This is a genomic window from Streptomyces sp. NPDC049541 (genome assembly GCF_044465725.1).
Classification (GTDB): Bacteria; Actinomycetota; Actinomycetes; order Streptomycetales; family Streptomycetaceae; genus Streptomyces.
This window is the reverse complement of the sequence record NZ_JBITLY010000001.1, coordinates 948,617-964,956: the sequence shown is the minus strand read 5'-3', so window position 1 is coordinate 964,956 and position 16,340 is coordinate 948,617. Positions and strand designations below refer to the sequence as shown.

The window sequence follows — 16,340 nt, the reverse complement described above, 5'->3', positions numbered from 1 at the left end:
GTTTGAGGACGAGGCCGTCAGGCCGAAAGCGGGGGTCTGGGGGCGGCAGCCCCCAGTGACGGGCCGGAGTGTCGGCGGTCTGTAGGCGGCGGCCAAGGCGTGTCGGTGACCTGTCGGTCGTTTGTCGGTCGGTCCTGGCACCGTCATCGGCATGACGCGAATCGACAAGAACCCCAGCGACGGCGGTAGCGCCGTCACCGTGCGGGGACTGGTCAAGCACTACGGCGAGACCAAGGCACTGGACGGCGTGGACCTGGATGTGCGCGAGGGCACCGTGATGGGTGTGCTCGGGCCGAACGGCGCCGGCAAGACCACCCTCGTGCGGATCCTGTCCACCCTGCTCGCCCCCACCTCGGGCCAGGCGACCGTCGCCGGATACGACGTGCTGCGCCAGCCCCGGCAGCTGCGCCGGGTGATAGGCCTGACCGGGCAGTACGCCTCCGTCGACGAGAAGCTCCCCGGCTGGGAGAACCTCTACATGATCGGGCGGCTGCTCGACCTGCCCCGCAAGGAGGCACGCGCGCGTGCCGACGAGCTGCTGGAGCGGTTCTCGCTGACCGAGGCCGCCAGACGGCCCGCGAGCACCTACTCCGGCGGTATGAGGCGGCGCCTCGACCTCGCGGCCTCGATGATCGGGCGCCCCGAGGTGCTGTTCCTCGACGAGCCCACCACCGGTCTCGACCCGCGCACCCGCAACGAGGTGTGGGACGAGGTCAAGCGGATGGTCGGCGAGGGGGTCACCGTGCTGCTCACCACCCAGTACATGGAGGAGGCCGAGCAGCTCGCCGGCGAGCTGACCGTCGTGGACCGTGGCAAGGTCATCGCGGGCGGTGGGATCGACGAGCTGAAGGCCAAGGTGGGCGGACGGACCCTGCGGGTGCGGCCCGCCGACCCGCAGCAGCTGCGGCCGCTCGCCGCCACCCTCGACGACCTCGGCATCACCGGGCTCGCCACCACGACCGTCGACACCGAGAGCGGTTCCGTGCTCGTGCCGATCCTCAGCGACGAACAGCTGACCGCCGTGACCGGCGTGGTCATCGCACAGGGCATCACGATCAGCTCCATCACCACCGAACTGCCCAGCCTGGACGAGGTGTTCCTGTCCCTCACCGGCCACCGCGCCAGTGCCCCGCAGGACGCCGTACCCACCGACACCCTCGAGGAGGTCGCCGTATGAGCGCGGCAACCGCCACCGCTCCGGCCGCCGACGCGCACATCCCGCTGCGCGGCCATCTGCGCCACACCGGCGCTCTGATCCGCCGCAACCTGCTGTGGATCAAGCAGGACCCCGAGTCGATGTTCGACGCGCTGCTGATGCCGGTCATCTTCACCCTGCTGTTCGTGTACGTCTTCGGCGGCTCGATCGGGCAGGCGATGGGGGGTGGCCAGGACAGATACGTCCAATACGTCATCCCCGGCATGATCGCGATGATGAGCATGTCGCTGTCCCAGGGCGTCGGCACCGGCTTCAGCCAGGACTTCAACTCCGGTGTCATGGACCGCTTCCGGTCCCTGCCGATCGGACGCGGCTCGGTGCTGTTCGCGAAGATCGCGGTCGAGCTGGTGCGGATGCTGTTCGCCACGACCGTGCTGATGATCGTCGCCGTGCTCGTCGGGTTCGACATCCACCACTGGGGCGGTCTGTTCGCGGCCGTCGGCCTGTCCGCGGTGTTCGCCTCCTCGATCATGTGGATCTTCCTCACCCTGGGCGTGGTCCTGAAGAACGCGCAGTCCGTGCAGGCGATGGGCTTCCTGGTCCTCTTCCCGCTGCAGTTCGGCTCGTCGATCTTCGCGCCGACGAAGACCATGCCAGGGTGGCTGCAGGCCTTCACCGACTACAACCCGCTGTCCACGCTCGCCGACTCGGCGCGCGGACTGATGGTGGGCGGCCCGGTCGCGCACGACCTGTGGGTGACGCTCGGCTGGTCCGTGGCGATCACGGCGGTCGCGGCGCCGTACGCGATCCACAAGTTCCGTACCAAGAGCTGACGCAGCCCAGGGTGTACCTCGGTCCGCGTCAGACCAGGGCGGCGGCCTCCTCCGCGGAGAGGCCGCCGCCCTCCGCGTGGGCGGCCTCGTATGCCTCGTCGCCGAGGGCCGCCCGCGCGATCCGTTCGGCCCGGGCGTAGACCTCGCGTTCCATGGACGTCGCGGCATGGCCGGCCGGCAGCAGGCTCCGCGCGGCCCCGACGCAGCGGGCGGCGTCCCGGGCCCGGCGGCCGCCGTCGGCACCGGCGAGACCGATCGCGGCGAGGGCCAGGTACAGGGGGCGCATGTGCGGGGCGATGGCCTCGGACAGCGGGTCGCGGGCCCGTTGCAGCGCCTGCCGGGCCTTGTCCAGGGACTGCTCGTAGTGCCCGTCGGCCGCCTCCACGAAGGCCTCCGAGCCGAGGATGAAGGCGTCGAAGACGATGAAGTGGGCGATCCTGAACTCCTCGCGCAGCAGCCGCAGTTGCTCGCGCGCCTCGGCGGTCCGGCCGACCATGGCGAGACGGCTCGCGAGGAACATCCGGGCGGCGGGCATGGCCTCGTTGCCCGAGCCGTCCTTCCGCTCGATCACCTCACGCAGCAGCTGCTCGCCCCGCTCCGTCTCGCCCGCCTCCAGCAGCGCGCTGCCCAGCCGGGCGCCGAGCACGGCCATCTGGGCGCGGGCGCCGAGGAGTTCGGCGCGTTCCATCGCCGCCTCGTAGTCGGCGGCGGCCGCCGCGTACTCGCCGATGCGTTCATGCGCCTCGCCGCGGGCGGACAGCGCCTCGGCGGTGCCCCACAGATCGCCGATCCGCCGGTAGATCTCCAGCGACTCGTCGGCGTCGCGCCGGGCGTCGCCCGCCCAGTCGCTGCGGTTGGCGAGGAGGTTGGCGCGCATCTGCAGGGTGGCGGCGAGTTCCCACTCCATGCCGGGGGTGGCACGGCAGGTGTCGACGCTCGCGTCGAGGATGCCCGGCAGCCGCTCCACGCTGCCGGTCAGCATCACGGCGTAGAACCAGAGGATGCCGGGGGTACGGCAGTTCTGCGGGAGGCCGGGCCGGTAGACCTCGGTGATGGTGCGCAGTTTCGCCTTCGCCTGCGGTGACTCCCAGGCCTCCAACTCGGTGTCCATGCAGGCCAGATGGGCGAGGTGGACGCCGCGCCGGGCCTCGGCGAGGAGTTCGCCGGACAGTGGGGGCGGGACGTCGGTGCAGCGCTGCCAGAGCGGTTCGGCGCGCCGGGCGGGGGCGGTGAAGGGGTCGGGGCCGAGGGCCATGACCTCGACGCACCAGTTGCGGGCCTCGATGCGCGCGTCCCGCATCTGCCAGTACCAGGACAGCGACAGGATGAGGCAGAGGGCTTCCTGCTCGTCGCGCTCGGCGACGGCGTGGCGCAGGGCGGTACGCAGGTTCTCGTACTCGCGCTCCAGCAGCTCGATGGCGGCTAGCTGACCGGGTCCACGCAGCAACGGGTCAGTGGTGCGGGCGAGTTCGCGGTAGTACGTCAGATGCGCGCGCTCGGTCTCCGGGCGCCGCCCGGTCGCGTCCAGGCGCTCGCCGGCGTACTCGGAGACGGTCTCAAGGAGCCGGTAGCGCATGCCGCCGTCGCCCGAAGGTGCGGCCACCACAAGGGACTTGTCGACGAGCGAACCGAGGGCTTCCAGCGCGGCGGGTCCGCAGACGGCCTCGGCGGCGGCGAGATCGCAGCCGCCCGCGAAGACGGAGAGCCGTCGCAGGACCTCCCTCTCCTCCTCGTCGAGCAGTTCCCAGGACCAGTCGACGACCGCGCGCAGGGTCTGCTGGCGGGGCAGGACGGTGCGGCTGCCGGAGGTCAGCAGCCGGAAGCGGTCGTCGAGCCGGTCGGCTATCTGGCGGGGCGTCAGCATGCGCAGTCGGGCGGCGGCCAGTTCGATGGCCAGGGGCAGCCCGTCGAGCCGCCGGCAGATCTCGGCGCATGCCTCGGGGTCCTCGTCGACGCGGAACCCGGGCCTGGCGGCCGCGCCCCGGTCGGCGAGCAGCCGCAGCGCGACCGGCTCGGGCAGCGGCTCCACGGGGCGCAGCAACTCCCCCGGTACGCCGAGGGGTTCACGGCTGGTGGCGAGCACCGTCAGCTCCGGGCAGCGTTCGAGCAGCTCCTCCACCAGCCGGGCGGCGGCCTCGACGACATGTTCGCAGTTGTCGAGGACGATCAGCATGCGCCGCCGCCCGCAGTGCTCGGCGAGCCGCTCGACGGGGTCGTCGTGCCGCTCGGCCCCCGCCGCCCGCATCGCCTCGGCCCCCGCGCCGTACAGCACGGTCTCCCGCGCCCCGACGGCCGTCAGCACGGCCTCCGGTACGGCGTCCGGGTCGTCGACGGGCGCCAGCTCCGCCAGCCACACCCCGTCCCGCGCCGCATACCGCACGGCCTCGGCGGCCTCCTGCGACAGCCGCGTCTTCCCGGCCCCACCGGGCCCGAGCAACGTCACCAGCCGGGCCGCCGCGAGATCGCCCCGGATGGCCTCGATATCGGCCTCCCGCCCGACGAAGGAGGTGAGGCGGGCACGGAGGTTGCCGGGAGGCCGGGGTGCATCGGCCACGGAAGCGGCACCCGCCGCCCCTTCACCGGCACCCCGCCCAGCACCACCCGCCGCGCCCTCGGCCCTCGCACCGTCCGCACCACCCACCACGCCCTCGGACCTCGCACCGTCCGCACCACCCACCGCGCCCTCGGACCTCGCACCGTCCGCACCACCCACCACGGCCCCGGACCTCGCACCGTCCGCACCACCGCCGACGGCACCGGGCCAACCGGCCGCCGACGCACCGCTGTTCCACCCCTGGCCGCCCGACGGAGCACCGGTGACACTTCCACGTACCCACGCGTCCGGCTCTCCCGACCGCTCACCGCCGTCCCGCCCGGAACCACCCGACGGAACCCCGGTTGCGCGGCCACGCGGCCAAGAATGACCATCCTCTGGAACCCCGGTTGCGCCGCCGCGCGCCCCCGAACCCCCGCCCTCCGGCCGCTCACCGACACCGCGGCCCCGCAGGCGCGCCTCCCGCTCCTCCGGCCGCGACCACTCCCCCGACCCTTCACCGGCACCCCGCCCAGCACCACCCGCCGGAACCCCGGTTGCGCCGCCGCGCGCCCCCGAACCCCCGGCCTCCGGCCGCAGCAACCCCCGCGCCCCCTCACCGACACCCCGCGCACGACCACCCGGCGCGGCGTCGGCACCAAGCCTGCGCCCCTGCTCATCGGGGCGCAGCAACTCCCCGTACAGCGACCTCAGTTCGTTCCCGGGGTCCGCTCCCAGGCGGTCTGCCAGCAGGCGTCGCACGGCCTCGAAGGCGGCCAGTGCCTCGGCCGTGCGGCCCGCGTCGCGGAGGGCGCGCAGGCGTAGGGCCTGGAGGGGCTCGTCGAGGGGGTGGGTGTCGCACAGGGCGGTCAGCTCGGGCAGGGACTGCTCGGCGTGGCCGAGGGCGAGGGCGGCGGTGTGGCGGGTGCGCAGGGCGTCCAGGCGGCGGGTGTCCCAGCGGGCCGCCTCCGCGGTGCGGTCGGGGAGGTCGGCCAGGGCCGGGCCACGCCACAGGCCGAGGGCGTCGTCGAGGACCTCGGCCGCCTTGGCGGGGTCACCGTCGGCCAGCGCCCGCGTGCCCTCGCCGGTCAGCCGCTCGAAACGGTGCAGGTCGACGTCGTCGGGCCGGGCGGCGAGCCGGTAGCCGCCCTCCGCGGAGGCGACGGCGTCCGCGCCGAGCGCCCGCCGCAGCCGGCCGACCAGCGCCTGCAGCGCACCCGGCGCGTCGGCGGGCGGGTCACCGCCCCACACCTCGTCGACCAGGACGCCCGCCGGCACCGTACGCCCGGCGCGCATGGCCAGCACGGTCAACAGTGCACGCAACCGCGCCCCGCCGACCGGGACGAGGGTGCCGTCGGGGCGGAGCGCCTGAGTGGTGCCGAGGATGCGATAGCGCACGGGGTCCATTGTCTCCGTTGACGTCGGGGGCGGTCATGGGGTTCGGGCGAGCGGCGCGGTCACGGGGGCAGCGCAACCGTGCTCTCCGCGGCCCGCGCGGAACACACATGCCGATCCCCCATGTCCCCACCCTTCCACGGAACCACCGTCCCCCCGCGAGACGTTTTCCACGTACGCCCGGTACCGTCGGGCAGTCCCACCGCGTGCACGCACTGTCCAGGGAGTCCCATGACCACCGCCACCACCAGCCGCAGCGACCGGCGGATCAGCCCCGTCTTCCTGGGGATCCTGGCCGTCACCGCGGTCACGGGATGGGCCACTTGGACCGGGTTCGCCGAGCAGCCGGGCGTGGCCGTGTTCCTGTTCGTGACGGCGGCCTGGATCGTCTCCCTGTGTCTGCACGAGTACGCACACGCGCGTACCGCCCTGCACAGCGGTGACATCTCGGTCGGCGCGAAGGGCTATCTCACGCTGAACCCCATGAAGTACACGCACGCGCTGCTGAGCATCGTGCTGCCGGTGCTCTTTGTGATCATGGGCGGGATCGGTCTGCCGGGCGGCGCGGTCTTCATCGAGCGCGGACGGATCCGCGGGCGGTGGCGGCACAGTCTGATCTCGGCGGCCGGTCCGCTGACGAACGTCCTGTTCGCCGTCGTCTGCACCGCCCCGTTCTGGCTGGACGCCCTGGACGGCGTGCCGAGTGACTTCCGGTACGCCCTGGCCTTCCTCGCCCTGCTCCAGGTGACCGCGGCCATCCTGAACTTCCTGCCCGTTCCGGGCCTGGACGGCTACGGCGTCATCGAGCCCTGGCTGTCCGACAAGGTCAAGCGGCAGGTGGAACCCTTCGCGCCGTTCGGCCTGCTGCTCGTGTTCGCGCTGCTGTGGGCGCCGCCGATCAACGGGACGTTCTCGATCAACGGGGCGTTCTTCGACATGATCCACGCGATCCTGCGTGGCCTCGGCGTCAGCGAATGGGAGAGCTCAAACGGCTACAGCCTCTACCGCCCCTGGTGAGCCGCCCGGCCCCGCTTCCAGTAGTACCAGCACATGTTGCTGGACAGTCCCGCGAGCAGGATCCACACGATGCCCAGCCAGCTGCCCTGCGCGAAGGACACCACGGCCGCGGCCACGGCGAGCACAAAGACGATCAGGGCATAGAGGCCAAGGCGGGGCATTTCGTTCGACTCCTGTCGGCGGGCCGGGGGACACCGTTACGGCGTCCAGTGTCCCCCATCCGCTCATACGTCCGTGACGCGCAGCCCGGCGTGGGCTTTGTACCGGCGGTTCACGGAGATCAGGTTGGCGACCAGCGACTCGACCTGGTGGGCGTTGCGCAACCGGCCGGCGAAGATGCCGCGCATGCCGGGAATGCGCCCGGCCAGCGCCTGCACGACCTCGACGTCGGCCCGCTCTTCCCCCAGCACCATCACATCGGTGTCGATCTCGGCGATCTCGGGGTCCTGGAGGAGCACCGCCGACAGGTGGTGGAAGGCTGCGGTGACCCGGGAGTCCGGCAGCAGGGCGGCGGCCTGTTCGGCCGCGCTGCCCTCCTCCGGCTTGATCGCGTAGGCGCCCTTCTTGTCGAAGCCGAGCGGGTTGACGCAGTCGACGACGAGCTTGCCGGCCAGTTCCTCACGCAGCGACTCCAGCGTCTTGCCGTGGCCGTCCCACGGTACGGCGACGATGACGACGTCGCTGCGGCGAGCGGTTTCGGCGTTGTCGTGGCCCTCGACGCCGTGGCCGATCTCATCGGCGGCCGCCTGCGCACGCTCCGCCGCACGCGAGCCGATGATCACCTTCTGGCCGGCCCTGGCCAGCCGGTAGGCGAGGCCCTTGCCCTGCGGCCCGGTCCCACCCAGGACGCCGACGACGAGCCCGGAGACGTCGGGCAGGTCCCAGGGGTCCTTGGCGGGGGCCTTCGCGGGGGTCTGTGCAGCACTGTCGGTAGAGGTCATGGGCCGACTTTACGTCCGCCCCGGCCGGCCCTGCGGGTCGGGTGAGCCGGGTCACGTGAGCGCTCGAGGAGGGCGGGTGGATTCTGTCGTCGCGCCCTGTCGCCAGGTCGGGCGAATTCGGGGTGAACGCCCGGTCAGCGGTCGCCGACTGGTGCAGGATGCGCAGGCATGGACGCCGTACGTGTCGCGTTGCTGCGTGAAGTGCTCGCCGGGACCGAGTGGCTGGGGGCCGCGCGGCGGTTCGCGGGGGTGCTGCGCGGGTCGGTGGTGTCGCACGGCGGGGGGCTGCTGCTGGTGGGCACGGAGGAGTACGAGCCGTGGCATCTGGCGGCGCATCTGGTGGACGAGGCGGCGTGGTCGGGGACGCCGGAGCTGACGCCGACGCTCGTACGGCACGGGGCACGTGCCTCTGATCCGGCGCATCTGGCGGTGGGGCTGGGGCGGTTGGCGGCTGCGCGGCGGGGGGAGACGCTGCTGGTGGTTGCACCCGCCGGGGCGGGGGGTTCGCTGCTGGAGCGGGTGTATGACGTGCGGCGGGCCGGGGCGACGGTGTTGGCGCTCGGGGCGGGGGAGGGTGATCTCGCTTCCATGGCGCACGAGTCGCTGGCTGTCCCGGAGGGCTCCGAGCTGGATCTGGACACTGTGCAGCATCTGGTGAGTGCGGCGGCCGGTGAGAACGCGCTGCCGGCGCCGCGGGGGAACCGGCGTCTGCGTGACCGCCTCTACCGCCTTGCGGAACAACTGACGGCCCCACCACCGGCCCGCTGGTGACCTCACCAGAGGTTCTCGCCCCCGCCGCCCCTACCCGTCCCGACCCTGGGGGCTCCGCCCCCAGACCCCCGTTCGGCCTGAACGGCCTCGTCCTCAAACGCCGGACGGGCTGAAAAGATCAAACCCCGGCCGGCAAAAATCCAGCCCCTCCGGCGTTTGAGGAGCGGGGGTCCGGGGGCCGGCCCCCGGGTCGGGACGGGTAGGGGCGGCGGGGGCGAAAACCGGTTGCCTGTGGGGGCCGCCCCCGCCGACCATGGCCCATCGTGACCTGGACGCGCGCACTGCTCCCCGACCTCACCCCCTGGCGGGCCTCCTCCGACTTCCGCCGGCTGTGGGTCTCGGGGACGATCTCGAACTTCGGGAGCTTCCTGACGTTCGTCGCACTGCCGGTGCAGTTGAAGGAACTCACCGGCTCGGCGGCCGCGGTCGGAGCGATCGGCGCCGTGGAGCTGCTGCCCCTGCTCGTGTTCGGGCTGTACGGCGGCGCCCTCGCCGACGCACTCGACAAGCGGAAGCTGATCGTGTGGACGGAGGCCGGACAGGGCCTGCTCAGCGCGGCCCTGCTGGCCAACGCCCTGCTCCCGCACCCTGCCGTATGGCCGCTGTACGCCGTCGCCGCCCTGTCCTCCGCCCTCGTCTCCGTACAGCGCCCGGCCATCGACTCCCTCTGGCCCCGGATCGTGGCCCACGAGCACATGCCCGCCGCCTCCGCCCTGAACTCCCTGCGCTGGACGGTCGGCGGCGTCGCGGGTCCGGCGCTGGCGGGCGTGGTCGTGGCGTACGCGGGCCTCGGCTGGGCGTACGGCGCGGACCTCGCGACCTTCGTCGTCTCCGTGCTCCTCATCGTCCGCATCGCCGCCTCCCCCGCCGCCCACGAGGCCGCGAAGCCTTCGCTGACGGCCATCGCGGAGGGCGCCCGCTACGCCTGGAGCCGCAAGGAACTCCTCGGCACCTACGCCGTCGACCTCGCCGCGATGTTCCTGGCGATGCCGCTCGCCGTACTGCCCTTCCTCGCCGACGAGTTGGACGCGAACTGGGCGCTGGGCCTGATGTACGCGGCGGTCCCGTTCGGTTCGATGCTGGTGGGGCTGACCGGCGGCTGGACCTCACGGGTGCACCGGCACGGGCGGATGGTGGTGCTGTCGGCCGCGCTGTGGGGCCTGGCGATCGCGGCCGCCGGAGTCGTCGGCGACGTATGGCTGGTGCTGCTGTTCCTGACCGTGGCCGGCGGCTGCGACATGGTCAGCGGGATCTTCCGAGGGGCCATGTGGAACCAGACGATCCCGGACGAGCTGCGTGGCCGGCTCGCCGGGATCGAGCTGTTGTCGTACTCGGTCGGTCCGACCGTCGGCCAGGTCCGCTCCGGCGGTTTCGCCGCCCGGTGGGGCGTACGGACGTCCGTCTGGTCCGGCGGCCTGCTCTGCGCGGGCGCGGTGGGGCTGCTGGCGCTGTGCCTGCCGAAGCTGATGACGTACGACGTGCGCACGAACGAGCACGCGCTGCGGCTGCGCGACCAGCGGACGGCAGCCGCACCGGCACAGACCACCGCGCAGGCCTGATCAGTCGTCGTCAGGGGTTGCGGCAGGGGCGTCGTGCCACTTGGGGTCGTTCTCCCACTCGAGGTTGCGCTCGCGCGCCGTCTGCATCGCGTGCTCGGCCTCCTGACGGGAGGCGTACGGCCCGAAACGGTCCTTGGCGGGGCACTCCGGCCCCTCCTCGACCTTCTTGTGCTCCAGGCAGTAGTACCACTCGCCCGGCTTGCCGACCGTGCGCTTCTTGAACAAGGCCATGACCTGCTCCTCTCGCCACCGACATGTTCCCCCATGCCCGCTCGTTAGACTCACTGGCATGTCTGGCCAGTCGCTGCTCGTACCAGGGGAGCTGTCCCCCACCCGTTCCGTACCCGGAAACATCCGCCGTCCCGAGTACGTCGGCAAGCCCGCTCCGACGCCGTACACCGGACCGGAGGTGCAGACGCCCGAGACGATCGAGGCGATGCGGGTCGCCGGCCGGATCGCCGCGCAGGCGATGGAGGAGGCGGCGAAGCTCATCGCGCCGGGCGTCACCACCGACGAACTGGACAAGGTGGCGCACGAGTACATGTGCGACCACGGCGCCTACCCGTCGACGCTCGGCTACCGCGGCTTCCCCAAGTCCCTGTGCACCTCGGTCAACGAGGTGATCTGCCACGGCATTCCGGACTCGACGGTGCTGCGCGACGGCGACATCGTCAACCTCGACGTGACGGCGTACATCGGCGGGGTGCACGGCGACAACAACGCGACCTACCTGGTGGGTGACGTCGACGAGGAGTCGCGACTGCTGGTGGAGCGGACCCGTGAGTCCTTGAACCGCGCGATCAAGGCGGTGAAGCCGGGCCGCCAGATCAACATCATCGGCCGGGTCATCGAGTCCTACGCCAAGCGGTTCGGCTACGGGGTGGTCCGCGACTTCACCGGCCACGGCATCAACTCGTCCTTCCACTCGGGCCTGATCATCCCCCACTACGACAGCCCGCACGCGACGACCGTCATGCAGCCCGGCATGACCTTCACGATCGAGCCGATGCTGACCCTCGGGACGCACGAGTACGACATGTGGGACGACGGCTGGACGGTCGTCACCAAGGACCGCAAGCGGACGGCCCAGTTCGAGCACACGCTGGTGGTGACGGAGTCGGGGGCGGAGATCCTCACCCTGCCGTAGCGAGCCCGTAGCGATCTTCGACGACCCGCCCTGCTGCCGGGGCGGGTCTTTTCTCGTACACTTTTACCGACAGCCTGTCGGCAACCTTGAAAGTCGGGGCCCATGGACTCCTTCTCGACCGTCATCCGCACCGCGTCCCACGAGCAGCACACGGAGGCGGAGACCTCGACGTTCATGAGCGACCTGCTGGGCGGCCGGCTGGGCGTGGAGGCGTACGCGCGCTACACCGAGCAGTTGTGGTTCGTCTACGCGGCGCTGGAGGACGGAGCCGAGCGGCTGGCATCCGACCCGGTGGCCGGGCCGTTCATCCGGCCGGAACTCTTCCGGCTGCCGGCACTGGAGCGGGACCTGGCCCATCTGCGGGGCACCGGATGGCGGGCGGGACTGTCCGCGCTGCGGGCGACGGAGGCGTACGCAGCGCGGGTGAGGGAGTGCGCCGAGCAGTGGCCCGGCGGCTACATCGCCCACCACTACACCCGCTACCTGGGAGACCTCTCCGGCGGCCAGATCATCCGGGACAAGGCGGAGAAGACGTGGGGGTTCGCGCGGAAGGGCGACGGGGTGCGGTTCTACGTGTTCGAGGGGGTCGCCAACCCGGCCGCGTTCAAGAGGGGTTACCGGGTACTGCTGGACGGGATCCGGGCGGACGACCTGGAGAGGCAGCGGATCGTCGCCGAGTGCAAGCGGGCGTTCGCCTTGAACACGGCGGTGTTCCGGGCACTGGGCGAGGAGTTCCCGCTGAGCGCATAGGACCGGGCCCTAGCGTTCGGGCTGGCGCTCCAGATACACCCGCCCCCCGATCTCAACCCACCCATAGGGCTGCGGAGCCGTAAGGATCTGCGATCCCGCCCCCTGGGTGATGTTGAGCGCCCGCCCGAGCCGCTCGGTGAGGAGCAGAGCGGCCGCACCGGTGGCCTCGTCCTCATCGATGCCGTCGTCCCGGCCGGGGAAACCACGCGCGCGTACCCGTCCCGCGGGCTCGTCCTCCCAGGCCCAGGCGTAGATCCACTCCCCCTTCGGCGGGACGGGCAGGTCGTCGACCTCGGCGGCCGTGGCGTACTGGCGCAAGGTGCGCGCCGGGGCCCACTCGGCGCGGGCCTCGATCCAGCTGAACTCCCCGTCCTGGCGCGCCCCGACGAGCCCGGCCGGGGTGACCAGTTCGTCCACGTCGAGGAGCCAGGCGGCGCCGACGCAGGGGTGACCGGCGAAGGGCAGGCGCAGGGTGGGGGTGTAGATGTCGACGACTCCGCGCTCGGGGTCGTCGACGAACACGGTCTCGCTGAACCCGAGCTTCGCGGCGAACGCCTGTCGCTCCGCCCGGTCGGGCATGACGGATCCCTCGCGGACGACACCGAGTTCGTTGCCGTAGCCGCCGTTCGGGGCACAGAAGACGCGGAGCACGTCGTAGTCAGTCACGGGGGCATTGAAACATTGCCCGGGCTGCGAGGTCCTCCCAGGTGGCGGGGCCACCGGAGAGGGGCAGGAAGGGGGTGGGGCCCACGCCGTACGGGAGGGTGGCGAGGGTTTCGGCGTACGCCCGCTCCAGGGTGGCCCGACGGCGGTCGGCCGCGGGGCCGGCGGGGTGGTCCGCCAGCTGTGCCATGCGGTGCTCGTGCCCCTCGGTCACCTCGTCCGCCACTCGGCGCCAGTCCTCCTCGTCCGGGATCCGGCTCAGCTCCACGCCCTGCGGCGTCAGCCCCTCCGCGAGCGCGGCCACCGCCCGGTCGTGGCCGTCGAGGACGACCCAGCCGTCGAGGAAGGTCACCCACCACAGGAGTACGGGCGCGAGGCTGCCCTCGCGGGCGTGCCTGCGGTACGCCCTCACGCGCGCCGCGTCCGGCGGTGAGAGCCGGCGCAGGGGCAGGACGCCGTGCCAGCCTCCCCCGCAGTACAGGTCCAGCCGGGTGGCCGGCCAGTCGCGCGGGAAGTCCTCGGTCCAGACTCCCGGTTGGAAGACGGGCCGATGGGCCAGTTCCCAGCGTCCGTCCTGGAACGGGGTTCCGTCCGCATCCTCCAGCCAACGGGCGTACTGGTGCGCCCAGTTGACCGACGACCGCATGAGCGTCGAACGGAGGGGCGGGAGCGGTGAGCGGTAGCCGCCGAGGCGGTGCAGATACAGCTCCCTGCAGCAGCCGTCGCCCGCGGTCCGGCCCAGCAGCACGGGCCGCTCCTCCTGCCGCAGCAGAATCCGGCCGTCCCCCGCCGTCTCGAAACGCAAGGTCGGCGGGGCAGGGCGGTCCTGCACATGCAGTACGAGCCGCCCCGGCCCGAGGAGTTCACGGCGTCCCCTGTCCATGGGCACAGTCTTACGCCCCGCTCACCCTCCCCCGATCACCCCGAAGTCGATTGCTTGACCATCCCTTGACTTTTCCTTGGGATTTGATTTGAGCCACCGTGATCGTGCCGTGCTCATACAGCGTCCATGAGAGCTGAATCACCGCATGACTGGGTATTACACAGGCAAGCCTTAGATAAGTTAGGCGAGCCTCACCAATCCTGCGTGAGCCTCGACACGCGATTTTTCGCCAGCCTCAGGAGCCTGCATGCGAGCCGCCAGACTCTCCGTCGTCACCGCCGTCGCCACCGCAGCGGCGCTGACCGCCGTCACCGGGTGCACGCAGAAGAGCAAGGCCGACGGCGACGCCGCGATCCAGGTGACCGCGGCCGACTCCAAGTGCGACACCTCCACCAAGTCGGTGCCGGCCGGACAGGTCACCCTGAAGATCGAGAACAAGGGCTCCCAGGCGACCGAGGTCGAGATCCTCTTCCCGGACGACCGAATCGTCTCCGAGAAGGAGAACATCGGCTCCGGTACGAAGTACACGCTGACCGCCGAGGTGAAGGCGGGCGAGTACGAGATCGCCTGCCGGCCCGGCATGAAGGGCCACGGCGTCCGGCAGAAGCTGACCGTCACCGGCTCAGGCACCACCGCCAAGCGCAACCCCAAGCTGGACAAGGCCGTTGCCGACTACCGCGAGTACGCGCAGGAGCAGGCCGACGCGACGCTCCCGAAGGTCGAGGTCTTCGCCAAGGCGATCAAGGCCGGCGACCTGAAGGCCGCCCAGGACGCCTACGCCCCCTCCCGCGTCGGCTGGGAGCGCACGGAGCCGATCGCCGAGTCCTTCGGTGACATCGACCCGAAGACCGACACCCGCGCCGACGGCCTGGAGAAGGGCCAGAAGTGGACGGGCTGGCACGCGCTGGAGAAGGCGCTGTGGCAGGACAAGAAGATCGGCGCCGAGCAGAAGACCCTCGCCGACCAGCTGGTCAAGGACCTGAAGGACTGGCAGCAGCGGGTCGGCAAGGCCGTGATCACCCCGACCTCCATGGCCAACGGCGCCAAGGAGCTGCTGGACGAGGTCGCCACCGGCAAGGTCACCGGCGAGGAGGACCGCTACTCGCACACCGACCTGAGCGACTTCAAGGCCAACGTCGAGGGCGCGCAGCAGGCGTACGAGCTGCTCAAGCCGGTTGCCCAGGCCAATGACAAGGCGCTGACCGCCGAGCTCGACAAGCAGTTCGCCGCGCTGAACACGCTGCTCGACAAGTACCGCACGGACAAGACCTCCGACGGCTTCGTGTCGTACGACAAGGTCACCGAGGACCAGCGCAAGGAGCTCTCGGACGCGGTGAACGCGCTCGCGGAGCCGCTGTCCAAGCTCGCCGCCGCCGTCGTGAAGTAGCCGAAGCAGGGGACGGACACCACCATGACGGACACCCAGGAAGCCGCCACCACCGAGGCGGGCAGCTCCAAGGCCCCCTCCCGCCGTTCGCTGATCGGCTGGGGCGGCGCCGGGCTCGCGCTCGGTGCCGCCGCGGCCGGCGGTGCGGTCGCGATGACCCGCGTGGGCAACGACGCGGACCCGACGGCAGCCGAGGCCGGAGCCGCGGTCGCCTTCCACGGCGTGAACCAGGCCGGCATCGCCACCCCCGTGCAGGACAGGCTGCACTTCGCCGCGTTCGACGTGCAGACGGACGACCGCGCCGAGTTCGTGCAGATGCTGAAGGACTGGACCGAGGCGGCGCGCCGGATGACGGCAGGCAAGGCGGTCGGCGAAGGCGCGTACGGCGGTCTCGCCGAGGCCCCGCCGGACGACACCGGTGAGGCGCTGGGCCTCAAGCCCTCGCGGCTGACGCTGACGATCGGCTTCGGGCCGTCGCTGTTCGACAAGTTCGGGCTGAAGGACCACCGGCCGGAGGCGCTAGTGGACCTCCCGCAGTTCCCCGGCGAGAACCTCGACAAGAACCGCACCGGCGGCGACCTGTGCATCCAGGCCTGCGCGGACGACCCGCAGGTCGCCGTGCACGCGATCCGCAACCTGGCCCGCATCGGCTTCGGCAAGGTCAACATCCGCTGGTCGCAGCTCGGCTTCGGCAAGACCTCCTCGACGACCCCGGACGCGCAGACCCCGCGCAACCTGATGGGCTTCAAGGACGGCACCCGCAACATCGCGGGCACGGAGACGGACCGTCTGAAGAAGTTCGTGTGGGTCGGTGAGAAGGACGGTCCCGACTGGATGACCGGCGGGTCGTATCTCGTCGCCCGCCGCATCCGCATGCACATCGAGACCTGGGACCGCACCTCGTTGCAGGAGCAGGAGGACGTCTTCGGCCGGGACAAGGGCGAGGGCGCCCCGGTCGGCAAGGCCAAGGAGCACGACAAGCCGTTCCTGAAGGCCATGAAGCCCGACGCACACGTCCGGCTCGCGCACCCCGACTCCAACAACGGGATCACGATCCTGCGCCGCGGTTACTCCTTCACCGACGGCACCGACGGCCTCGGCCGGCTGGACGCGGGCCTGTTCTTCCTCGCGTACCAGCGGGACGTGCGCAAGGGGTTCATCCCGCTGCAGCGCAACCTGTCGGCGAAGGACGCCCTCAACGAGTACATCCAGCACGTGGGTTCGGCGGTGTTCGCCGTTCCGCCCGGCGTCCGCGACAAGGACGACTGGTGGGGCAGCACGCTGTTCTCCAAGGAGGCGTGAGCC

General features: G+C 71.5%; 15 protein-coding genes. 9 read left to right on the top strand and 6 right to left on the bottom strand.

Going from position 1 to position 16,340, the window contains the following annotated elements; all coding sequences use genetic code 11:
• The first annotated feature begins 151 nt into the window (after positions 1 to 151).
• Together ACIBW9_RS04425 and ACIBW9_RS04420 are read left to right on the top strand one after the other, a co-directional pair.
• Positions 152 to 1,177, top strand: coding sequence for an ATP-binding cassette domain-containing protein (locus ACIBW9_RS04425; protein ID WP_398951081.1), 1,026 nt, complete (start codon positions 152 to 154; stop codon positions 1,175 to 1,177).
• Entirely contained in the window at positions 1,174 to 1,989 is an 816-nt protein-coding gene (locus ACIBW9_RS04420; protein ID WP_398951079.1) for an ABC transporter permease, read from the top strand. Before ACIBW9_RS04425 ends, ACIBW9_RS04420 begins: the two co-directional genes overlap by 4 nt.
• A 28-nt stretch (positions 1,990 to 2,017) precedes the next feature.
• On the opposite strand, the gene ACIBW9_RS04415 is transcribed toward ACIBW9_RS04420, so the two are convergent.
• A complete protein-coding gene (locus ACIBW9_RS04415; protein WP_398951077.1) occupies positions 2,018 to 5,929 on the bottom strand; it encodes an AfsR/SARP family transcriptional regulator in 3,912 nt (1,303 codons plus the stop codon).
• A gap of 219 nt (positions 5,930 to 6,148) precedes the next feature.
• Here ACIBW9_RS04415 and ACIBW9_RS04410 point away from each other — a divergent pair, with 219 nt between their 5' ends.
• On the top strand, positions 6,149 to 6,934 hold the full coding sequence (locus ACIBW9_RS04410) for a site-2 protease family protein (RefSeq protein WP_398951075.1): 786 nt from the start codon (positions 6,149 to 6,151) through the stop codon (positions 6,932 to 6,934).
• Here ACIBW9_RS04410 and ACIBW9_RS04405 read toward each other — a convergent pair.
• Positions 6,919 to 7,095, bottom strand: coding sequence for a hypothetical protein (locus tag ACIBW9_RS04405; protein WP_398951073.1), 177 nt, complete (start codon positions 7,093 to 7,095; stop codon positions 6,919 to 6,921). The genes ACIBW9_RS04410 and ACIBW9_RS04405 overlap by 16 nt on opposite strands.
• A 63-nt stretch (positions 7,096 to 7,158) precedes the next feature.
• The gene (gene npdG, locus ACIBW9_RS04400) at positions 7,159 to 7,875 is read right to left on the bottom strand and encodes an NADPH-dependent F420 reductase (RefSeq protein ID WP_398951071.1); all 717 of its coding nucleotides are present in this window, start codon (positions 7,873 to 7,875) and stop codon (positions 7,159 to 7,161) included.
• A 168-nt stretch (positions 7,876 to 8,043) separates the two neighbouring features.
• On the opposite strand from npdG, the gene ACIBW9_RS04395 reads away from it, so the two are divergent.
• Together ACIBW9_RS04395 and ACIBW9_RS04390 are read left to right on the top strand one after the other, a co-directional pair.
• Complete coding sequence (locus ACIBW9_RS04395; protein ID WP_398951069.1) at positions 8,044 to 8,646, top strand: hypothetical protein; 603 nt, start codon at positions 8,044 to 8,046, stop codon at positions 8,644 to 8,646.
• A gap of 263 nt (positions 8,647 to 8,909) precedes the next feature.
• Positions 8,910 to 10,205 carry an MFS transporter gene (locus tag ACIBW9_RS04390; protein WP_398951068.1) on the top strand — a complete coding sequence of 432 codons (1,296 nt, stop codon included), beginning with the start codon at positions 8,910 to 8,912 and terminating at the stop codon, positions 10,203 to 10,205.
• Here the strand turns inward: ACIBW9_RS04390 and ACIBW9_RS04385 are convergent, their stop codons facing one another.
• Positions 10,206 to 10,436 (bottom strand): hypothetical protein, encoded by a 231-nt coding sequence (locus ACIBW9_RS04385; protein WP_398951067.1) that lies wholly within the window; start codon positions 10,434 to 10,436, stop codon positions 10,206 to 10,208. It lies immediately after the preceding gene.
• Positions 10,437 to 10,494: 58 nt separating this feature from the next.
• On the opposite strand from ACIBW9_RS04385, the gene map reads away from it, so the two are divergent.
• Together map and ACIBW9_RS04375 are read left to right on the top strand one after the other, a co-directional pair.
• Positions 10,495 to 11,352 (top strand): type I methionyl aminopeptidase, encoded by an 858-nt coding sequence (map, locus tag ACIBW9_RS04380; RefSeq protein WP_398951065.1) that lies wholly within the window; start codon positions 10,495 to 10,497, stop codon positions 11,350 to 11,352.
• A gap of 102 nt (positions 11,353 to 11,454) precedes the next feature.
• Positions 11,455 to 12,102 (top strand): heme oxygenase (biliverdin-producing), encoded by a 648-nt coding sequence (locus ACIBW9_RS04375; protein WP_398951062.1) that lies wholly within the window; start codon positions 11,455 to 11,457, stop codon positions 12,100 to 12,102.
• 9 nt (positions 12,103 to 12,111) lie between these two features.
• On the opposite strand, the gene ACIBW9_RS04370 is transcribed toward ACIBW9_RS04375, so the two are convergent.
• Together ACIBW9_RS04370 and ACIBW9_RS04365 are read right to left on the bottom strand one after the other, a co-directional pair.
• Positions 12,112 to 12,768 carry a PhzF family phenazine biosynthesis protein gene (locus tag ACIBW9_RS04370; protein ID WP_398951060.1) on the bottom strand — a complete coding sequence of 219 codons (657 nt, stop codon included), beginning with the start codon at positions 12,766 to 12,768 and terminating at the stop codon, positions 12,112 to 12,114.
• Positions 12,761 to 13,648 (bottom strand): hypothetical protein, encoded by an 888-nt coding sequence (locus tag ACIBW9_RS04365; RefSeq protein ID WP_398951058.1) that lies wholly within the window; start codon positions 13,646 to 13,648, stop codon positions 12,761 to 12,763. Before ACIBW9_RS04365 ends, ACIBW9_RS04370 begins: the two co-directional genes overlap by 8 nt.
• Before the next feature lie 247 nt (positions 13,649 to 13,895).
• On the opposite strand from ACIBW9_RS04365, the gene efeO reads away from it, so the two are divergent.
• Both efeO and efeB read left to right on the top strand, forming a co-directional pair.
• The gene (gene efeO / locus ACIBW9_RS04360) at positions 13,896 to 15,035 is read left to right on the top strand and encodes an iron uptake system protein EfeO (protein ID WP_398951056.1); all 1,140 of its coding nucleotides are present in this window, start codon (positions 13,896 to 13,898) and stop codon (positions 15,033 to 15,035) included.
• A gap of 24 nt (positions 15,036 to 15,059) precedes the next feature.
• Positions 15,060 to 16,337: an iron uptake transporter deferrochelatase/peroxidase subunit gene (gene efeB / locus ACIBW9_RS04355; RefSeq protein WP_398951054.1), complete on the top strand. Its 1,278-nt coding sequence runs from the start codon at positions 15,060 to 15,062 to the stop codon at positions 16,335 to 16,337.
• Positions 16,338 to 16,340 lie beyond the last annotated feature (3 nt).

Excerpts from the sequence above, each read along its gene's own strand:
- ACIBW9_RS04425 (WP_398951081.1), top strand. The coding sequence starts at position 152 with ATGACGCGAATCGACAAGAACCCCAGCGACGGCGGTAGCGCCGTCACC.
- ACIBW9_RS04420 (WP_398951079.1), top strand. The coding sequence starts at position 1,174 with ATGAGCGCGGCAACCGCCACCGCTCCGGCCGCCGACGCGCACATCCCG.
- ACIBW9_RS04415 (WP_398951077.1), bottom strand. The coding sequence starts at position 5,929 with ATGGACCCCGTGCGCTATCGCATCCTCGGCACCACTCAGGCGCTCCGC.
- ACIBW9_RS04410 (WP_398951075.1), top strand. The coding sequence starts at position 6,149 with ATGACCACCGCCACCACCAGCCGCAGCGACCGGCGGATCAGCCCCGTC.
- ACIBW9_RS04405 (WP_398951073.1), bottom strand. The coding sequence starts at position 7,095 with ATGCCCCGCCTTGGCCTCTATGCCCTGATCGTCTTTGTGCTCGCCGTG.
- npdG (WP_398951071.1), bottom strand. The coding sequence starts at position 7,875 with ATGACCTCTACCGACAGTGCTGCACAGACCCCCGCGAAGGCCCCCGCC.
- ACIBW9_RS04395 (WP_398951069.1), top strand. The coding sequence starts at position 8,044 with ATGGACGCCGTACGTGTCGCGTTGCTGCGTGAAGTGCTCGCCGGGACC.
- ACIBW9_RS04385 (WP_398951067.1), bottom strand. The coding sequence starts at position 10,436 with ATGGCCTTGTTCAAGAAGCGCACGGTCGGCAAGCCGGGCGAGTGGTAC.
- map (WP_398951065.1), top strand. The coding sequence starts at position 10,495 with ATGTCTGGCCAGTCGCTGCTCGTACCAGGGGAGCTGTCCCCCACCCGT.
- ACIBW9_RS04375 (WP_398951062.1), top strand. The coding sequence starts at position 11,455 with ATGGACTCCTTCTCGACCGTCATCCGCACCGCGTCCCACGAGCAGCAC.
- ACIBW9_RS04365 (WP_398951058.1), bottom strand. The coding sequence starts at position 13,648 with ATGGACAGGGGACGCCGTGAACTCCTCGGGCCGGGGCGGCTCGTACTG.
- efeO (WP_398951056.1), top strand. The coding sequence starts at position 13,896 with ATGCGAGCCGCCAGACTCTCCGTCGTCACCGCCGTCGCCACCGCAGCG.
- efeB (WP_398951054.1), top strand. The coding sequence starts at position 15,060 with ATGACGGACACCCAGGAAGCCGCCACCACCGAGGCGGGCAGCTCCAAG.